General features: G+C 66.2%; 15 protein-coding genes. 12 read left to right on the top strand and 3 right to left on the bottom strand.

The window, feature by feature from the left end; translation table 11 throughout:
- Positions 1–77: 77 nt before the first annotated feature.
- On the bottom strand, positions 78–1124 hold the full coding sequence (locus tag SPMU_RS11215) for an amidohydrolase family protein (protein WP_088334129.1): 1047 nt from the start codon (positions 1122–1124) through the stop codon (positions 78–80).
- Between the two features lie 178 nt (positions 1125–1302).
- Between SPMU_RS11215 and SPMU_RS11210 the strand changes: the two genes are divergently transcribed.
- Positions 1303–2742: an NAD-dependent succinate-semialdehyde dehydrogenase gene (locus SPMU_RS11210; RefSeq protein WP_088333956.1), complete on the top strand. Its 1440-nt coding sequence runs from the start codon at positions 1303–1305 to the stop codon at positions 2740–2742.
- A gap of 563 nt (positions 2743–3305) precedes the next feature.
- A complete protein-coding gene (locus SPMU_RS16700; RefSeq protein WP_169715698.1) occupies positions 3306–3845 on the top strand; it encodes a PilZ domain-containing protein in 540 nt (179 codons plus the stop codon).
- Between the two features lie 159 nt (positions 3846–4004).
- Here SPMU_RS16700 and SPMU_RS11200 read toward each other — a convergent pair whose 3' ends face one another.
- On the bottom strand, positions 4005–4829 hold the full coding sequence (locus SPMU_RS11200; RefSeq protein ID WP_088333954.1) for a SirB1 family protein: 825 nt from the start codon (positions 4827–4829) through the stop codon (positions 4005–4007).
- Positions 4830–5274: 445 nt separating this feature from the next.
- On the opposite strand from SPMU_RS11200, the gene SPMU_RS17405 reads away from it, so the two are divergent.
- The 3 genes from SPMU_RS17405 to SPMU_RS16935 all read left to right on the top strand — a co-directional run bounded on the left by SPMU_RS17405 (position 5275) and on the right by SPMU_RS16935 (position 7332).
- Positions 5275–6303, top strand: coding sequence for a TIM44-like domain-containing protein (locus SPMU_RS17405; protein WP_088334128.1), 1029 nt, complete (start codon positions 5275–5277; stop codon positions 6301–6303).
- 241 nt (positions 6304–6544) lie between these two features.
- Positions 6545–6844 carry a hypothetical protein gene (locus SPMU_RS11190; RefSeq protein WP_088333953.1) on the top strand — a complete coding sequence of 100 codons (300 nt, stop codon included), beginning with the start codon at positions 6545–6547 and terminating at the stop codon, positions 6842–6844.
- 335 nt (positions 6845–7179) lie between these two features.
- Entirely contained in the window at positions 7180–7332 is a 153-nt protein-coding gene (locus tag SPMU_RS16935) for a hypothetical protein (RefSeq protein ID WP_169715697.1), read from the top strand.
- Between the two features lie 128 nt (positions 7333–7460).
- Here SPMU_RS16935 and SPMU_RS11185 read toward each other — a convergent pair whose 3' ends face one another.
- On the bottom strand, positions 7461–8927 hold the full coding sequence (locus SPMU_RS11185; RefSeq protein WP_169715696.1) for a M48 family metalloprotease: 1467 nt from the start codon (positions 8925–8927) through the stop codon (positions 7461–7463).
- Positions 8928–9248: 321 nt separating this feature from the next.
- Here SPMU_RS11185 and SPMU_RS11180 point away from each other — a divergent pair, with 321 nt between their 5' ends.
- The 7 genes from SPMU_RS11180 to SPMU_RS11150 all read left to right on the top strand — a co-directional run bounded on the left by SPMU_RS11180 (position 9249) and on the right by SPMU_RS11150 (position 16789).
- Complete coding sequence (locus SPMU_RS11180) at positions 9249–11471, top strand: hypothetical protein (protein ID WP_088333951.1); 2223 nt, start codon at positions 9249–9251, stop codon at positions 11469–11471.
- A 2-nt stretch (positions 11472–11473) separates the two neighbouring features.
- The gene (locus SPMU_RS11175) at positions 11474–12223 is read left to right on the top strand and encodes an SDR family oxidoreductase (protein WP_088333950.1); all 750 of its coding nucleotides are present in this window, start codon (positions 11474–11476) and stop codon (positions 12221–12223) included.
- A gap of 35 nt (positions 12224–12258) precedes the next feature.
- On the top strand, positions 12259–13311 hold the full coding sequence (locus tag SPMU_RS11170; RefSeq protein ID WP_088333949.1) for a zinc-dependent alcohol dehydrogenase: 1053 nt from the start codon (positions 12259–12261) through the stop codon (positions 13309–13311).
- A 160-nt stretch (positions 13312–13471) separates the two neighbouring features.
- The gene (locus tag SPMU_RS11165) at positions 13472–14110 is read left to right on the top strand and encodes a hypothetical protein (RefSeq protein ID WP_245833113.1); all 639 of its coding nucleotides are present in this window, start codon (positions 13472–13474) and stop codon (positions 14108–14110) included.
- Positions 14111–14281: 171 nt separating this feature from the next.
- Positions 14282–14590, top strand: a complete 309-nt coding sequence (locus tag SPMU_RS11160) for a hypothetical protein (protein WP_088333948.1) — start codon at positions 14282–14284, stop codon at positions 14588–14590.
- A 75-nt stretch (positions 14591–14665) separates the two neighbouring features.
- Complete coding sequence (locus tag SPMU_RS11155) at positions 14666–15472, top strand: hypothetical protein (protein ID WP_088333947.1); 807 nt, start codon at positions 14666–14668, stop codon at positions 15470–15472.
- Positions 15473–15814: 342 nt separating this feature from the next.
- Positions 15815–16789 (top strand): type II CAAX endopeptidase family protein, encoded by a 975-nt coding sequence (locus SPMU_RS11150; RefSeq protein ID WP_088333946.1) that lies wholly within the window; start codon positions 15815–15817, stop codon positions 16787–16789.
- Positions 16790–16919: the final 130 nt, after the last annotated feature.

Here is a 16919-nt window from a genome sequence, read left to right as displayed (position 1 = left end):
GAGGCGATGTGGATTGCTGACCATGCCGCACCCGGCCCAGCATGGAGTGGATCTGGCAACGGTCGCGACGTCGCTGGTCAGGCGAGGAGGTGCTCCACCTTGTAGAAGCGGGCGGCGGCGCCGGCGAACAGCTCCCGGTTCTCGTCCGCGCTGGCGCCCTTCGCCACCAGCTTGAACGCGTTCCACAAGGTGCCGTAATCGGCACCCCAGCGATCGACCGGGAAGTTGCTTTCGAACATCGCGCGCGCCGGGCCGAAGGCGGCCACGCAGGTCTCGACATAGGGGCGGAACAAGTCGGCCAGCGCGGCCGCGGTGGGGCGCGTGTCGGGGCCGAGATCGCCCAAGGCGCAGAACGGCATGGCAAGCCCGCCCAGCTTCACCATGACATTGGGACAGGTGGCGAGTTCGCCGATGGCCGCCTTCCACGTGGCGAAGCGTTCGTCATGGCGGCCGGCGTAGCTGCCGAGGCCAAGCGGCGTCCCGACGTGATCGAGCACGATCGGCTGCTCGGGAAAGGCGCGGGCGAGCGCGGTGACCTCGCCGATCTGTGGCTCCAGCACCCAGGCGTCAAAGGTGAGGCCGCGCTTGCCCAGTTCGGCAAAGCCCTCGCGGAAACGCGGGTCGGCATACAGGTTCGCGGGCGCATGGCCGAGCGGGCCGAGCACCTCGGGATCGGGATCATGCGCGCCGATGTGGCGGATGCCGCGAAAGCGCCCGTTGCCCGCCGCGATCTCGGCGTCGAGCACGGCGCCGACGCCCGTGCCCAGCGTCAGGTCCGCCTGACCGACGATCCCGGCGCAGGCACGGAAAGGGCCGTAGATGCCGCTGGCTGACTGCGCCGCGACGCCGTTCACGAATTCCACCTCGCCGACCGGCTTCAATTCGTCGGGGCCGTCCGCGCGGTAGAAGGCGCCGCATTGCAGGAAGACGGTGCCGATGACGTTGTGGCCCGCGTCGCGGCAATCGGCGAGCAGTTCGTCGAACAGGTAGCGCGGGCTCTGGCGGGTGATCCGGCCGAAGGGGTGCGCGATCTCCGGCATGCGCGGCAGCGCGGGGGTGAAATCCCAGAGGTGATGGTGCGGATCGATGATCGGCAGATCGGGCTCGATTACGTCTTCGGTCATGGCCATCCCCTCCTGCGGGCGCGCGCTGCCTTCGTGGGCGCTGCTGCCGTCCGCGGCATCTTGTCCCGGCACAGCCCGGCGCGCAACCGGTCTGGCGGGAGGGGGGTACATCCGCGCGGATCGATCGCTATCTCTAGGTCACGGCGCCGCCATCCGGCGCCCATCCGACGGAGAATGCATGACCTATCCCGACACGCAGCTTTTCATTGACGGCCGCTGGCAGGATGCGGCGGACGGCCGATCGCTGGCGGTGCAGAATCCGGCGAACGGCGCGGAGATCGGACGGGTCGCGCATGCCGGCGTTGCGGATCTGGACGCCGCGCTGGCGGCGGCGGATCGCGGCTTCCAGGTTTGGCGCGATTATACGCCCGCCGCGCGCAGCAAGATCCTGCGCAAGGCCGCCGGCCTCATGCGCGAGCGCGCCGGAGACATCGCCGCGCTGCTGACGCAGGAACAGGGCAAGCCGCTGGTCGAGGCCAAGGGCGAGGCGATGGCGGCGGCGGACATCATCGAATGGTTCGCCGAGGAAGGCTTCCGCGTCTACGGCCGGCTGGTGCCGCACCGCACGAACCTTGCGATCCGCCAGATGGTGGTGAAGGACCCGGTCGGGCCGGTCGCCGCCTTCACGCCGTGGAACTTCCCGATCAACCAGATCGTGCGCAAGATCGGCGCCGGGCTGGCCGCGGGCTGCTCGATGATCGTCAAGGCGCCGGAGGAAACCCCCGCCAGCCCTGCCGCGCTGATCCGCGCGTTCCAGGACGCGGGGCTGCCCGATGGCGTGCTGGGTCTCGTCTTCGGCGAGCCGGCGCAGATCTCCGAATATCTCATCGCCAGCCCGATCATCCGCAAGATCACCTTCACCGGCTCGACCCCGGTCGGCAAGCTGCTGGCGGGGCTCGCCGGCAAGCAGATGAAGCGCGTGTCGATGGAGCTGGGCGGGCATGCGCCGGTGATCATCTGCGAGGACGCGGATCTCGACCTGGCGGTGAAGAGCGTCGGGCGCGCCAAGTTCCGCAATGCGGGCCAGGTGTGCATCTCGCCCACGCGCTTCCTCGTCCACAACAGCGTGAAGGCGGATTTCGCCCAGGCGCTGGCGTCGCTCGCCGAGGGGATCAAGGTGGGCAACGGGCTGGACGAGGGGACCGAGATGGGCCCGCTCGCCAACCCGCGCCGGCTCGCCGCGATGGCCGAGTTCCAGGAGGATGCCGTGGCTAAGGGCGCGACGGTCCTCACGGGCGGCGCGCGGATCGGCGACACCGGCAACTTCTGGGCGCCGACGATCCTTGCCGACGTGCCGCTGGAGGCGAAGCTGTTCAACGAGGAGCCGTTCGGGCCGGTCGCGGGCATCCGCGGCTATGACGATCTGAACGAGGCAATCGCGGAGGCGAACCGGCTGTCCTACGGCCTTGCCGGCTATGCCTTCACCAAGTCGCTGGCGAATGCCGATCTGCTCGCCCGCCGGGTGGAAGTGGGCATGTTGTGGGTCAACACGCCCGCGGCGGGCAGCGCGGAGCTGCCGTTCGGCGGGATCAAGGATTCGGGCTATGGCACCGAAGGCGGGCCGGAGGCGCTGGACGCTTATCTCAACACCCGTGCGGTGGTGGTGGCGAACGTCTGAGCCGCCCGCATCGGCGCCGATCGCTCCCCGATCCGTTGGGGAAGCGGTCGGGCCGATGCGCTCGCCGCCGCCTCTCCGCGGTCGTGCACGCCGCTTTGGCGGGTCACGTATCAGAGGGCGATACCCAGAACCCGCGCACGATTCCTCCGCATGATCATCGCTGCATGCAGCGCAATGTGGAGGAGCGCCGCGCCAGCGCCGAACAGGCGGGCGATCGGGCGGGCGCAAGGTGTATTCGCGCAGCTTAAGCAAGTCTCGCCGGGATCTGCGTACACGGCACATCGTCTGCGAGCCCATCGCCCCGGAGAGCACGAGGAACGGACATGGCGGTTGCCGGGCGTCGCCGAGCGGCCGGCGGCGGATCAGCTTCGTCGCCGCTCCCACCGCACGTCCGCACGGGCCGGCTGAATCCCGCCTATAATGACCGGAGTGCATGGCTGCGTGTGAGCGGCCACGGGAGTTTTCCGGTGGGATACGAAGAACACCAGTTTGCTGGGCCGAGCCTAGGGATCACCGGACCGCGTGGCGGGGCGGCAGGCCGGGTACCGGGGCGGGCGCGGGCCGTGCGGCTATTCCCTGTATCGGGCGCTGGACGCGCATCGGCCGGAGAGAAACCGGGACTGGCGCGTGTGCTGAGCCTTTCCGATGATGGCATGGTGCTTTCCACCCGGTTGCAGCCGCTCCTGGGCGAACGATTGACGGTAGATGTGTCGGACAGTTGTTCGCTGACCGGCGAGGTGATCTGGGTGCAGCCGGGCCAGTGCGGGCTGAAGCTCGCCGCCGCGATCGACAGCGCGGCGCTGATGCAGCGGCTGACCGAGGAGCGCGCGACGCACCGGCGCCGGCGGCGCTGGTGGCCGGAAAAGGCGGTGGTGGTTCGCAGCGAACTGGGCTTGCAGATCGTGCGGCTGCGCGAGGTGTCGCGCAACGGGGCGAAGATCGTGCATGACGGCCGCTTCACGCCCGGCATGACGGTGAAGCTGCAACTGGCACCGGGCGTCGAGCGGCCGGGCATCCTGTCCTGGTCGCGGGACGGGATCGCGGGGGTGGAGCTGACAGAGATGCTCGACACCGATCGGATCGGCGCCACGAAGCGCATGTAAGCCGCGCTTCGGCTTGGTCGGGCGCCCGATGGCGGCTGAGGGGCACCGGAGTTGTAACCTAGTGCCTCTTACCGCCGTGATGGGGCTCGGCGACATGCTGGACTGAGCGGTGCTGCCCTGGTCCGCCTTGCCGCGGCGCGCCCAGCCGGCAGCGCCGGTTCAGGGCGAGGTAAGCATCCCCAGCATCTCGGACACGCGACCGCGCAGTTCCGGTTCGCGCGTGATTTCCAGAATGGTGCCAAGGCTGCTGCGCGCGCTCGCGACATCGCCGTCGACCAGCTCGAGCCGGGCGCGCTGCCACCAGGCATGGGCATATTCGGGCGCCATCACCGTCATGCGGGTGTAGAGGATCAACGCGCGGCGGCCTTGCCCCGCCTGCTCGGCGCGGCTCGCCTGATTTTGCAGCAGGCGGATCAGCACGGCGCGGTTCGGCATGGCGCTGACCTGGGTCACCGGCTCTGCGGGCGCCGAGAACGTCTGGAGCAGTGCGGCGAAACGCTCGGCGCCGACGCGGGCGCCGGCGGCGAACGGATCAATGATCACCGGCGCTTCATCCATGCCGACCAGCACGAGCACATGGCCTGGCACATCCAGCACCTGCGCATGCCAGCCCAGCCGGCGCGCGGCGGCGACGTAAAGGATCGACAGGCTGATCGGGAGGCCGCGCCGGCGATCGAGCACCCGGATCAGATCGGCATTGTCGGGATCGTCATAGGTCACGTCATCGCCGAGGAAACCAAACTCCTCGGCCAGCACGGCGGACAGCACCTCTGCCTGGTCGGCGGCGGTGTCGGCATCCGTGCCGATGCGGCGGAGCCCTGCAGTGATCTCGTCGAGCGTCTGGTAATAAGGGGCAAGATCGACTGCGGGATGATCGAGCAGCGCCAGCGCGAGCGCCGCCTCGTCGAGGACGATCTCCTCATCGTCGACAAGGCCGAGACGCGTCAGATCTTCGTCGAGCGGGAAAGGAACGGGAGAGGCCATGGACCCAACATGGGGACGATGCACCGGCCATGCAAAGCGGGTAACCGGACGGAGGCGGCCTCAAAGGGTACCGCACTGGCCGTTTTCGGCGCGGGTACGGCCGCGCACCTTGATTTGGCGGCCTATTTCCCCCAGATTGTCTGGGCGGGCCGGGCCCCTCTGACACCCTATGACTTGGGTGTGATGTCGGACCGCATGGTATCGGGCCCGGCATCATCGTGATCTCACCGGCCGAGCCCTCAGATGTGGAGTGTGCGATGACGGCCGCTGATGCGGTGCTACCCTCGATCCGTCCTGCGCTGCGCCGCCGTTTCGGTCGTGGGCAGACGGCGGTTGCGGGCGATGTCGCGACGCAAGTGTGGCGGTCCGGCCAATTCCATGCGGCCAGCGTCGCATCGGTGCGTTCGGGTTCAAAGGCAAAACAATGTTCGTGGAAGGAGATATGATGATCCGGTTGAAGAAAGGTACCCTCGGGGCTGTGGGCCTGGGCCTTGCGGCTACCGTGATGCTTACCCTTCCGATCGAAGCCGATGCGCGGCGTGGCGGCAGCTTCGGCAGCCGCGGCGCGCGCACCTATAATGCGCCGGCCGCGACGAATGTCGCGCCGCGCCAGACCGCGCCCATGCAGCGCTCCATGACCGACCGGCCGGCGGCCGGCACCCAGGCGGCGCAGCCGGGTGCGGCCGGCGCGGCGGCGACGGCGGGGCGCGGCGGCATGGGTCGCGGGCTGCTCGGCGGATTGCTGGCTGGCGGCCTGATTGGCGCGCTGCTGGGCGGTGGGCTCGGGGCCTTGGGCGGCGCGGGCGCCGTGATGGCGCTGCTCCAGATCGTGTTGATCGGCGGCCTCGTGTTCTTCCTGTTCCGCATGTTCCGCCGCCGCTCCGGTGCTGGACCGGCGCCGGCGATGGCTGGTGCCCGCCACGGCTTCTCCGGCAATGGCGCGGTGGCTGGCGGCACGGGGGGCGGAGCGACGGTATTTCCGTTTACCGGATCCCAGCCGCAGTCGTCGGCTGCCGCGGCACCGACGCGCGGCTTCCCTTCGGCGCTCGCGCCGCAGCAGGCCAGCGAAGACATCGCGATCAATGACGCGGACCGGCAGGATTTCGAGCGCCTGCTGACCGAGGTGCAGGACGCGTTCTCGAACGAGGACTTCGCCCGGCTGCGTGAGCGCACGACGCCGGAAGTGATGTCCTATTTCGCCGAGGAGCTGAGCCAGAACGCAACCTCCGGACGGCGCAACAGCGTGACGGGCACGCGCCTGCTCGACGCGGAAGTGGCCGAAGCGTGGCGTGAAGGACCGGTGGATTATGCAACCATCGCCATGCGTTACGAAGGCGTGGACGTGATGCTCGACCGCAGCACCGGTGAAGTCGTGGAGGGCGATCCGTCGCGCGCCACCGACACAACCGAGCTGTGGACCTTCAAGCGCGAGCCGCAGGGGCAATGGCGCCTGTCGGCGATCCAGGCAGCCTGATCGGCTGATCGCGACGCGGCCCCGTCCCCACAAAGGGCGGGGCCGCATGCGATTTCTGGCAGTCCAAATGGGCTGATTGACACAGTGATCGCGGGTCCGGAGACTGGCTTCTCGATCACCTGGGACGCAATTGACAGATCGCTGACCTGATCCTGTTGGCGGGATAGGCGGTGGCGCGCACTCAACGGCCGTACTTGGCTGAAAACCGACGGCAGACGCCCGCCGGGCTGTTCACGCGCTTGTGCGACTCACCGACTCAGGCGCCGCCATCGACGTGGTTACCGTTGAGCCGGCGTCCGGCGCGGTCGAGAGCGAGCGGGACAGCCATGACGACGTAGTACGTCACTGCACGCTAAATGGATTGAACGCCCGGGCAAGCGGATCGCCAGCTATTGCCAAGGCGGGCTATGCGCAGGCAGCCGGCGCTGACGTCTTTTCTGTTGGGGGCTTCGCCCGTTTTCGCGTGCGGCAGATCAGCCCAGGCAGCGTCACGCGTAATGTGGCGGTTGGCGCGACTCTGCCGATCCTCATCGCCGGATAACCCTGGTGGGCGAACGACTCGGGGCGTCACCAGTCGCCAAAGGAGCGCATTGCTGATTGAACTCGCCACCGGGCTGCGCGCGCGCGTCTTTGGCTGGCGCCTCTACTTACCGGTCTGGCGTTCGCCACGGGATATCACCTGACGCGCCGCCAGGCGGCGGGTTTCTGAGGTACTTTACGCAAGAAGCGGAAAAATGGGCGGTATCATCTGCCAGGAAGTCAATCGCCTATATTTCAAGCGACTGTCCATGAGCGGATCACCACCTTCTTGAATCATGTATTTCATGAAACATCCGAATCGGTTATTTCCCGGGCATAGTTTTCGGGGGAAAACAGATGTCACTGTTACTTGCGGCGGGGATCGCAACGCCGGTTGTTGCGCTGTCGACCATGAAAATCCTCAAGGTGCGGCGGATGCAGAAAGAACGTGAGGCGAGACGCGATCGGCGTGACCGCGAGATGCGTCGGCGCATGGGGCTGGAGCAGTAAGCGAAACGATCGGGACATGTCGCCGAGCGGCGCCGGTATTTTCCCGTCATTTTGATGTACTTGCTCAAAGTGCGGATGGCGGCTGGGCCAGTGAGCTCGTTGTCTTTGCGACCGGCCGAGTTATTGCTTCAGGGCGCAGCGGCGTTCGGACGGTCGGCAAACGTGACGATCTTTGCCGGGCTGCCCGCGCGAAGCGGTCGCTGATCAAGTCCATTGAGCAGCGCGACGAGCGGGCCGGGGGCAGGGTCTATGGTGCGAGCGGCGAGGGTGGCCGGCGTGTCGCCAGGCCCGACGCGCACGGTGCGGATCACGCGCGGGCGCAACGCCGCCGCTTCGTCTGGCGACAAGCGGCGAAACGAGGCGAACAGGCGCGCGATCGCCTGCGCGCTGCCATCCGCTGGCGGCGAGGCGATGATGAAGTGATAGGCTTGACCGTCCCCGCCATCGTACACCGCCATGGCCAGCGGCACCGCGCCGTCGCGAACCGCGATACGCACCTGCAGGATGATGGCGGGAAGCCCGTTGACCAGCACTTCCGATAGATCGGTAATGTCGGCCGGCGCATCGCCGACCACGTGCGCGGCGAGCGCCTCGGCGTATCGGCCGAGCCCGCCCGGGGGCAACGGGCTGCCGCCGAATTCGCCCGAAATGCCGTTCGGCCCGGTCAGGCGGATCGCACGCGGGCTGTTGGCGAGCGAAAAGCCAGCCGGCGCCTCGAACGAGATGCGCATCACCGGATGCGCAAAGCGGCTGCCGATAACAAAGCCCTGTTCGGGATCGTCGCCGAAGAGCAGGCCGTCGACCGCGGCGAAATAGGGCGCCTCGTTTTCCGGCAGGGCGTCATCGGCCAGTCCGGTTTCGACGGCCGTTTCGCGCGCGCGCGCGATCCGCCGTTCGGTCAACGGATGGCTGAGCGCCCATTCGGGCAGGCTGCGGGCGCCGTCTGCGCGCTGAAGCCGCGCCATGAAGCTTTCCTGGCGCTGCAGGGCCGTCAGCATGTCCGCCGCGGCAAAAACATCATAGCCCGCGCTCTGGAGGTAGCGGACGGCGAGGTCGTCGGCCGCATATTCCTGAGTGCGGGAATAACGCAGGCCGAAATATTGCGCGGCCTGATTGGCAAGCCGCGTGAGCCGCTCCGATCCCGTCACCGCGACCGCGATGACGCCGAGCTGCCGCCAGATCGAGCTGCTTTGCTGCCGCTGGGCATGGCGGCCAACGATATGACCAAGCTCATGCCCCAGGACGGACGCCAGCTCCGCCTCACTCGTCACCACCGCCACGAGGCCGCGGGTGACATAGATGTAGCAGCCGGGCACCGCAAAGGCGTTCACCACCGCGCTGTTGACGAGAGTAAAGGTGCATTGCCCCTGGAGCCCCGCAGCGGCGGCGATGCGTTCGCCGGTGTCGCGAACGTAGCGCGCGGTGCCGCCGCCATATTCGCCGCCGAACTCATTCAGCAGCGCAGCGTGCTGCTCCGCGCCGAGCGCCCGATCCTCCGGTGAGATCGCCGTTGCAGGATCGGTGGAGGCGCCGGAGCCACAGCTTCCCAGCGCGCAGGCGAGGGGAAGCGCGACGATACGCGCGAGCCGCCGCATCACAGCCAGCCGAGCAGATACAGGAGCAGAAGGGTGATGCCGAGCGATACGATCAGCGACCCTGCGCAGCCCAGCCGCCGTGAGAATAGGAAAAACATGCAATCTCCTGCCCATCTGACCCTTGTAACTCGCCTCCCTGTTGATCGGTCCTCAAGTCTTGCGTGCGGACGCGCTGTCGGCACCTGCACCGCGCAGCGCTTCAATTGTTCGCGATCTTTTTCTTTTACTTAACAGAGATTAGCCCCGTTACCTTTCTTCGCGAAGGAGGCGGAACAACCCGGGCGGTGACAGCTTAGTGGTGGCACCTGAACGGAGAAGGGCATGATGGCAACAAAGGTGAAAACCCTGCCACCACCAGTTAGCCCCTATCTGCTGGCGCTGCGCGAAACGCTTCACAGCGGCGGCAAGGAGCTGACGAAGTTTGATATCGGTGAACTGGCGGTAGAGGTACGCGCGGCGCATGATTCCGTGTTCGCCATTGTTCGGCGGCCGGGGCAGGGCGGGCTTGCCGTCCGCGCCGCTTTCCTTGCCGGGCCGTTCACCTGCAAGTCCCTGCGTTGCGCACCTGGCGAAGCGGCACGCATCGAGATCACCAGTGCTACGGGCACGCACATCATCGCCTTGCAACGGAGCAAGGACGCGCTGGAGCGGCTTCGCATCACGGTGGAGCTGACGCCCGCTAGTGACATGACCTTGCCCTTCGCACCGCGCGATCTTTACCCGCTGGGTGAAGGAGACGATCCCCTGGCTGCGAGCGGCAATGTCGAGGCGGCGCAGCGCGGGCATAATGGCGGGCTGATCTATTTCCGCATCGATGAGCCGGGCTTTGGCAACGTGCTCTACTTCCAGAACCTGACGGCGCTGAACGATTATTACTGTGCCACGGGCACCACGCCCGACGGCGTGGTCGGCGGTGAGTGGCCCGAGCTTGGCTATCTGATGCCATGCCCTTCGCGCGACACCGAGCCGGCGAAGGCAGCGCTGCCCGCCGGCAAGCCGGTCATCATCTCCGACGCGATCCTGGTCTTTCGTCACCAGGCGCCGCCGCACGAGCGGGAGTCCGCGCGCCAGTTCGTGCAGATGCTGGGCGCGGCATATCGGATGCTGGAGCTGCCCGCCGTCCAATATCGCGACTGGATCGATCGGGCGGAGCGGGCGGCGCGCGACCTGGCCGAGGCACCGGAAGCGACCATCCGCCATTATGGCCACCTGTATGTCCACCCATACACCGGCGCGGAATATCCCGACATCATGGTGCAGATGTCGGTGATCGCGGCGCTGCACGGCTGGGGCAAGTGGCGCGGCGACCCGCTGCCGCTCGAAACCGAGCTGAAAAAGGGCCTGACGAAATTCTACGATCCCAAGCTCAAGACGCTGCGGCGGTATCTGCCGAATGTCGGCAAGGACAAGGACGCCGATGCGGTCGACAGCTGGTATCTTTACCACCCGCTGCTGAACCTTGGCATCCTGGCGCTGGACGGCGACGACGATGCGCGCGCGCTGTTCCTGCAATCGCTGGACTATGCCGTGAAGGCGGCGCGGCATTTCGACTATCGTTGGCCGATCCAGTACAACGTCACCGACTTCGCGGTGATCACGCAGAGTGCGCCGGCGGACGGGCGCGGGCAGACCGACGTGGGCGGCATCTACGCCTGGGTAATGCTGCAAGCGTTCGAGCTGACCGACGACAAGCTGTACCTGGACGAGGCGCGCAGCGCGATCGATGCGGCGATCGGACTGCGCTTCAACGTCAACTACCAGGCGAACCTGACCGCATGGGGCGCGGCGGCGTGCATGCGGCTGTGGCGGATCACGAACAACGACCTCTATCTGGAGCAAAGCTACGTCTATCTGGCGAGCTTCCTGCACAATTCGGTGATCTGGGACAGCCAGGTCGGCCATGCCGCGGCCTACGAGACGTTCCTGGCAGTCACCTGTCTCCAGGACGCGCCGTATATGGCGATGTACGAATGCTTCGACAGCTTTGTCGCGTTTGATCGCTACCTGCGGGACGGCGGCCCCGATCTCGAGCCCGAAGCGCGCATGCTGGTCAACGAATATTGCAAATACGTGCTGTCGCGCGCCTGGTATTATTATCCGGACGCGCTGCCGCCCGAAGCGATTGCCGACAAGCAGCGCGAGCCGAACGGGCATGTCGATCCCAAACTCTCGTTTCCGCTCGAAGACCTTTATCCCGACGGGCAGCAGGCGGGGCAGGTCGGGCAGGAGGTCTATGGTGCGGGCGCAGCCTTCATCTTTGCGACGCGCGCGTTTCATAACGTGGAGGGTGCGCCTTTCCGGCTGTACAGCGATTATCTGGTCCGCGGGATCGAGCGCACCGGTGACCGGGCGCTCACCCTGACGCTCGACGGCAGCGAGCCGTGCACCGCCAATCTGCGGCTGGTGCGGGTGAAGCGGCACAAGCTGCCGAAGGCAGTGGTGACGACCTCCGACGGCGATGCGCTCCGCCCCTATGCAAGCTCCGACGGCCGCATCGACTATAACGTGCCGGCCAACGGCCGGCTGGTGATCACTTGGGAGTAATCATGGCGATCGAGCATACCAAATTGGCCGGCAAACGCATTCTGCTGACCGGCGGCACCACCGGGATCGGGCGCGCCACGCTGGAACGACTGGCAGCGGAGGGCGCGCGCGTGCTGACCTTTGGCCGGCATCAGGAAGCGCTGGACGAGGCGTTGAGCGGCGCGCGCGAGGGCGGCGGCGACAGTGAGCTGTTCGGCGTAATCGCCGATTCCGCCACCGAGGATGGGATCGAGCAGGTCTTCGCGGCGGTCGACGAAAAGCTGGGCGGGATCGACATGCTGGTCGCCTGCGCGGCGCTGGGCGCGCAGCCGATCCATGAAATGGCGGACGATGACTGGCGCTACGTGATCGAAACCAACCTCGTCGGCTATCTCGCCTGCGCCCGCGCCGCGATCAAGCGCATGGAGCAGCAAGGCGGCGGGCACTTGCTGTTCGTCGGGTCGATCAGCACCGAGATCAAGGCGGAGGGTGAGAGCGTCTATGCCGCCACCAAGGCCGGCATCCAGGCATTTGCCGAAACGCTGCGCAAGGAAATCGCCGACAAGAACATCAAGGTGAGCGTGGTTCAGCCCGGCTCCGTCGACACCGACATGCAGGAATGCAGCCCGGAGGAAAAGCGGGAGGCCGTGGCCAACCACGAGATGCTGCACGCCGGAGAGGTTGCCGAAGCGATCCTCTTCATTCTCACCCGTTCGGCCGCCTGCGACGTGGTGAACCTGCGCATCGAGCCGCGGATCCAGAAGACGAGCTGAGCCGCCCTCCTTTCAGATCAGGGATCGCACCACGTATGAAGGCTGCACTGAAAACCGCCGACGGCACGTTCGAGGTGACGGAGGCCGAACGGCCGATCATCCCAGCGTCGCATTTCGTCCTTGCCCGCGTGCGGGTGGCCGGGATTTGCGGCACGGACCTCCGCCACTGGAAAAAGCACGAACCCGAGCTGGAATGCCACATCGTGGGGCATGAGCTGGCCGGCGAAGTGGTGGAGGTGGGCGCCGACGTCGTCAATGTGAAGCCGGGCGACCGCGTCGTGATCGAAACGGTGATGGGCGACGGCGTGTGCGAATATTGCCGCGTCCAGCGCTACAATATCTGTGAGCATCTATACGACGTGCGGACCCAATATGTCTCGCGCGCCTATGCCGAATATGTCGCCGGGCCGGCGGAAAAGTTCTACAAGCTGCCCGATCACGTCAGCTTCGAGGAAGCGTCGCTGATCGACACCTTCTCCGTCTGCCTGCACGCGCAGCACCTGTCGGGGCTGGGCATCAACGACAAGGTGGCGGTGATCGGGGCGGGGCCGATCGGGCTGGGCCAGATGATGTTGGCGAAAGCCAGCGGTGCCGACGTCATTATCTGCGATCTCGTGCAAAGCGCCCTGGATCTGGCGAAGGAACTCGGCGCGGATGCCGTGGTGAATGTCGCGACGCAGGACCCCGTGGAACAGGTGATGGCGTTCACCGGCGGGCGGGGCGCCGACATCGTCTTTGAGTGCGTCGGCGGGGAATCCATGCCGCAAACGCTCCCGCAGGCGACGAAGATGGCGCGACGTGTCGGTAAGGTCGTGCTCGTCGGCGGTTTCGATGCGGGCGAAACGTCCATTCCGCTGGAATGGCAACGCATCCAGATGAGCGAGATCCAGCTGATCCCCAGCGCGAGCTTCGCGATGCACGACATCTATCGCGAACAGGCCATGGTGCTGGACCTGATCGCCAAGGGGCGGATCGACGTGAAAAAGATGATCACGCACCGCTTCCCGCTGGACAGGATCAACGAAGCCTTCGACGTGGCGGACCGGAAGGGGGAAACCGGGGCGGTCTTCGTCGCGATCACGATCTAGCGCCCTCGGCCTAGCTGGTGCGCAGTGGGCCGCACTGGTGCGATCGGGTCGGATGATGCGCCAGCTCGGAGCGCAGCGGCACGCCTCGGGTCCCGCGTTGCGATGGCCAAGGACGCGTTCCGCCGTTAGGCCGGGCGCTACAGCCGCCGTGGGAGAAAAGATGCTGATGGGGATGCTGCAACAATCCGCGCTGCGGCGCGCAGGGCGCGGATCGGCAAGACGCCGCGCCGCGCTCGCCGTGAGCGTGCTTGCCGTCGGGCTTCTCGCCGGCGCCCCGGCTGCGGCGGAATACGCCTCACGCACGATCGAAGGCTGGACGGTGGCCGTGAGCAAGGACGCAAAGGGCTGTTTCCTTACACGCGAGTTCGACCGGAATGGTGGCACTACGCTGCTGCTCGGGCTGGATGTGGATGGATCCAATCACCTGTCGGTGCTGAACCCCAATTGGTCGATCAAGCCCAAGGAACAGCTGAAGCTGACCTACCGCCTGTCGCGCGGCGACTATCCCGGCCACTTCGCGGTCGGGATCCAGTCCGAGGGGAAGCAGGGCTTCGTTTCCACGTTCGAGCCCAAATTCCCCGCCTATTTCGCGGCGTCCAAGGCGCTGCACATCGCGCGCGGGGACGTGCCGGTCGCGCGGCTGGATCTGCAAGGCAGCGGCGCCGCCGTTGCCGAACTGCGCCAATGCGTGAGTGCGCAAAAATCCGGAGCCTCTAGTGCAGCCGCAGACGGTTCACTGGAGGATGGAATCCCCAAGGATCCCTTCGCAGTGAAACCGGAGCGCAAGGGCAAGAGATAAGGTGCGAACAAGAAAACCTGGCCGGATCAGGAAACTTTTTTGAGTTTCAAGAGTGTGCACTGACCTTCTTCAATTGATCGTGGAAGATGCACAGGTCAACAGAATGAGGATTGTTGGAATCTCGGCCCTCAGCTTCCTTGTTCCGGCTGATTAACGATCGAAAGACACGCGATGTACCTGTATGCGTCAAAAGTTGCCCCTGCAGTGCTTATCCTGGCGGGGGCGGTCAGCCTCGGCGGCTGCGCCACCAAATCCTATGTGCGTGAGCAGATCGCGCCCGTGAGCCAGCGCGTCGACACGCTGGAGACCCGGCTGCAGGAGACCGACGGCACCGCCAAGGCGGCACTGGCAGAAGCGCAGGCCGCTTCGGGCCAGCTGCAGACCAGCGGCCAGCGCCTGGATCAGCTCAACGGCCGTGTCGACAGTGTCGAGCAGCGGCTGCAGGCGCAGGAATCGCGCGGCAAGCGCCCGCGCAACTGATCCAAAACCATCGACAAGAAACGGCCGCCTGCTCCATCGGGGGCGGGCGGCCGAAACTGTGAGCGTAACGAATAGATGATTGCTCTTTTGCGGGCGCTGGCTGGGCTTGCGCTGATGATTCCGGTCGCCACGGCCGCCCGCCCGCTGCAAGTGTCGCCGGCCAAGGCGAAGGCCGCCACGGCGCCGGGAACGGCTGCGGCCAGGAAGCCCGCCGCCGGGAAAGCGAGTGCAAAGAAGGCCCGCGCCAAAAACGCGCTTCCGACGAGCACTCCCGCAACCACATCGGAAGGCGCCCCGGAACACGTGATCGTCCAGACGCCTGATACGAGCCGCGTGGCGCGCTGGGTCGGCACGTCCGGTGATAATCAGAAGCTGCCCTATGCGATCATCGACAAGAACGATGCGTCGCTCTCGCTCTACAATGCCACGGGCAAGCTGCTCGGCAAGGTGCCGGTGCTGATCGGCATCGCACGCGGCGACGAGGCGACCGCCGGCGTTGGCACCAAGAAGCTGTCGGAGATCGGGCCGGCCGAAAAGACCACCCCTGCCGGACGCTACCTGGCAAAGTTCGGCCTCGCTTTCGGGCGAGAGCGGGTATTGTGGGTGGATTACGCCACCTCCGTCGCGATTCACACGATTCCGGCGGACAGCAGCAAGAAGGAGCGCCGCCGCGAGCGGATGCTGTCCCCGACGCCGGAGGACAACCGCATCACCTTTGGCTGCATCAACGTGCCCAAGGCCTTTTACGCGCAGCTGCTTCGCCCGCAGTTCCAGAAGAAGGGCGGCTATGTCTATGTGCTGCCCGATACCAAGCCGATCGAGGAGGTATTTCCTCGCTTGCGGGTGGAAGCATTGCGCGAGGCCAGTGTAGCGGCTCCATAAGGCCTCTCCAGTGGGGGCGAATGCAGCGACGTAAACGCGCAGCCCTGAACCGATACGGCTGCACAAAAGGCTTCCGCCACAAGGCCTCGTCGGTTTCTGCGTGAGCGGACATCCCGACCCGGCCTGCGTTCCGCGGTGAGATTCCTGCCAAGACTTAGCAGATCGCACCAGCCGATCGCTAATGTAAGCCGCTGCGCCTGGCTCCAGAACTGATCTCACCCAGCGTTCGTGCAGCATCGAGCCGCTTGGCGCAGTCTTTGCAGAAGGTGTCCCCATACGGAATGCGGGCAGCGGCCTTGGCTGCTTCGGTTCCGCCAGACACAACCGGGGGCAGGACAACTGATGACAAGCCAATCACGCTGGGGATTGCCGATCGAGCTTGGCGATCAGCGGTTTCTTCACGAAGATCGCCTGCTCTGGCTGCGTGCCATCGCATGGATGGTGGCGCTTTTCTTCGCCGTGGTCATGTCGTTCGGCCCGGTCATGTCGGCTGTCCGCGGGCTATTGCCGACGGACGCTGCCCCCCTTCAGTTCCTTGCCCGTTGCGCCGGCGCTGCTGTGGCGCTTGGCGCTTACGCCTTGCTGGTGCGGTTCGGCGAAGGGCGCTGGCCTCGTGAGATCGCGCTAAGGCCGGCGCCTGGGCAACTGCTCGTCGGAATTGTGTTGGGACTGGCGATGTTCGCCCTCGTCATGGCGGTGATGATAGCGTTCGGCCTTTACGACGTCGCATTTGTCGGGCCTGCGTCCGCATGGCGCGCCGCGGGGCTCGCGATTGAGGCGGGGGTCATCGAGGAGCTCATGATCCGCGGGATCGTGCTACGCCTGCTATGGCGGGCGTTCGGTCCAGCGCCCGCCTTCCTCGTTTCAGCCGCACTGTTCGGCGCCGGACACCTGCCGAATTCGGCTTCGTCGATCTTCGCCGCACTGTGCATCGCGGTCGAGGCTGGGGTGATGCTTGGCGCGCTATACGCGCTGACCGGCAGGCTCTGGATGCCGATCGGCGTGCACATCGCCTGGAATTTTGCGCAAGGATATCTGTTCGGGGCCGCCGTGTCGGGCGGCGATCTCGGGCCCGCGATCGCGCGCAGCACGGCGCGGCCGGGCGTGCCGGAATGGCTGACGGGCGGCGCCTTTGGGCCTGAGGGCTCGCTGCCGGCGCTGCTGGTCTGCGGTACCGTCGGTGCGGTCGCGCTCTGGCTGGCGTGGAAGGAGGGACGATTTGCCAGGAAGGCGGCCGCAGCGATTGCGCAGCCCGCTGTTACAGCCCCGGCGGACTACGGGTTCAGCCGCGGTGAGCTGCGCGCTTTAATTCGTTGACTCACGGTCTGCGGTTCAGCCGAGTTTGAACAAGCGGTTGGTCCGCTATCCACCCGCTCCCGGTGGTCGCAAGCGATTACGACATGTGCAAGAGCGGACCGCCAGGAGACTTCTACAATCCCTCATCAGA

It is taken from the genome of Sphingomonas mucosissima (assembly GCF_002197665.1).
Lineage (GTDB): Bacteria > Pseudomonadota > Alphaproteobacteria > Sphingomonadales > Sphingomonadaceae > Sphingomonas > Sphingomonas mucosissima.
This window is presented reverse-complemented; position numbering and strand designations above follow the sequence as displayed.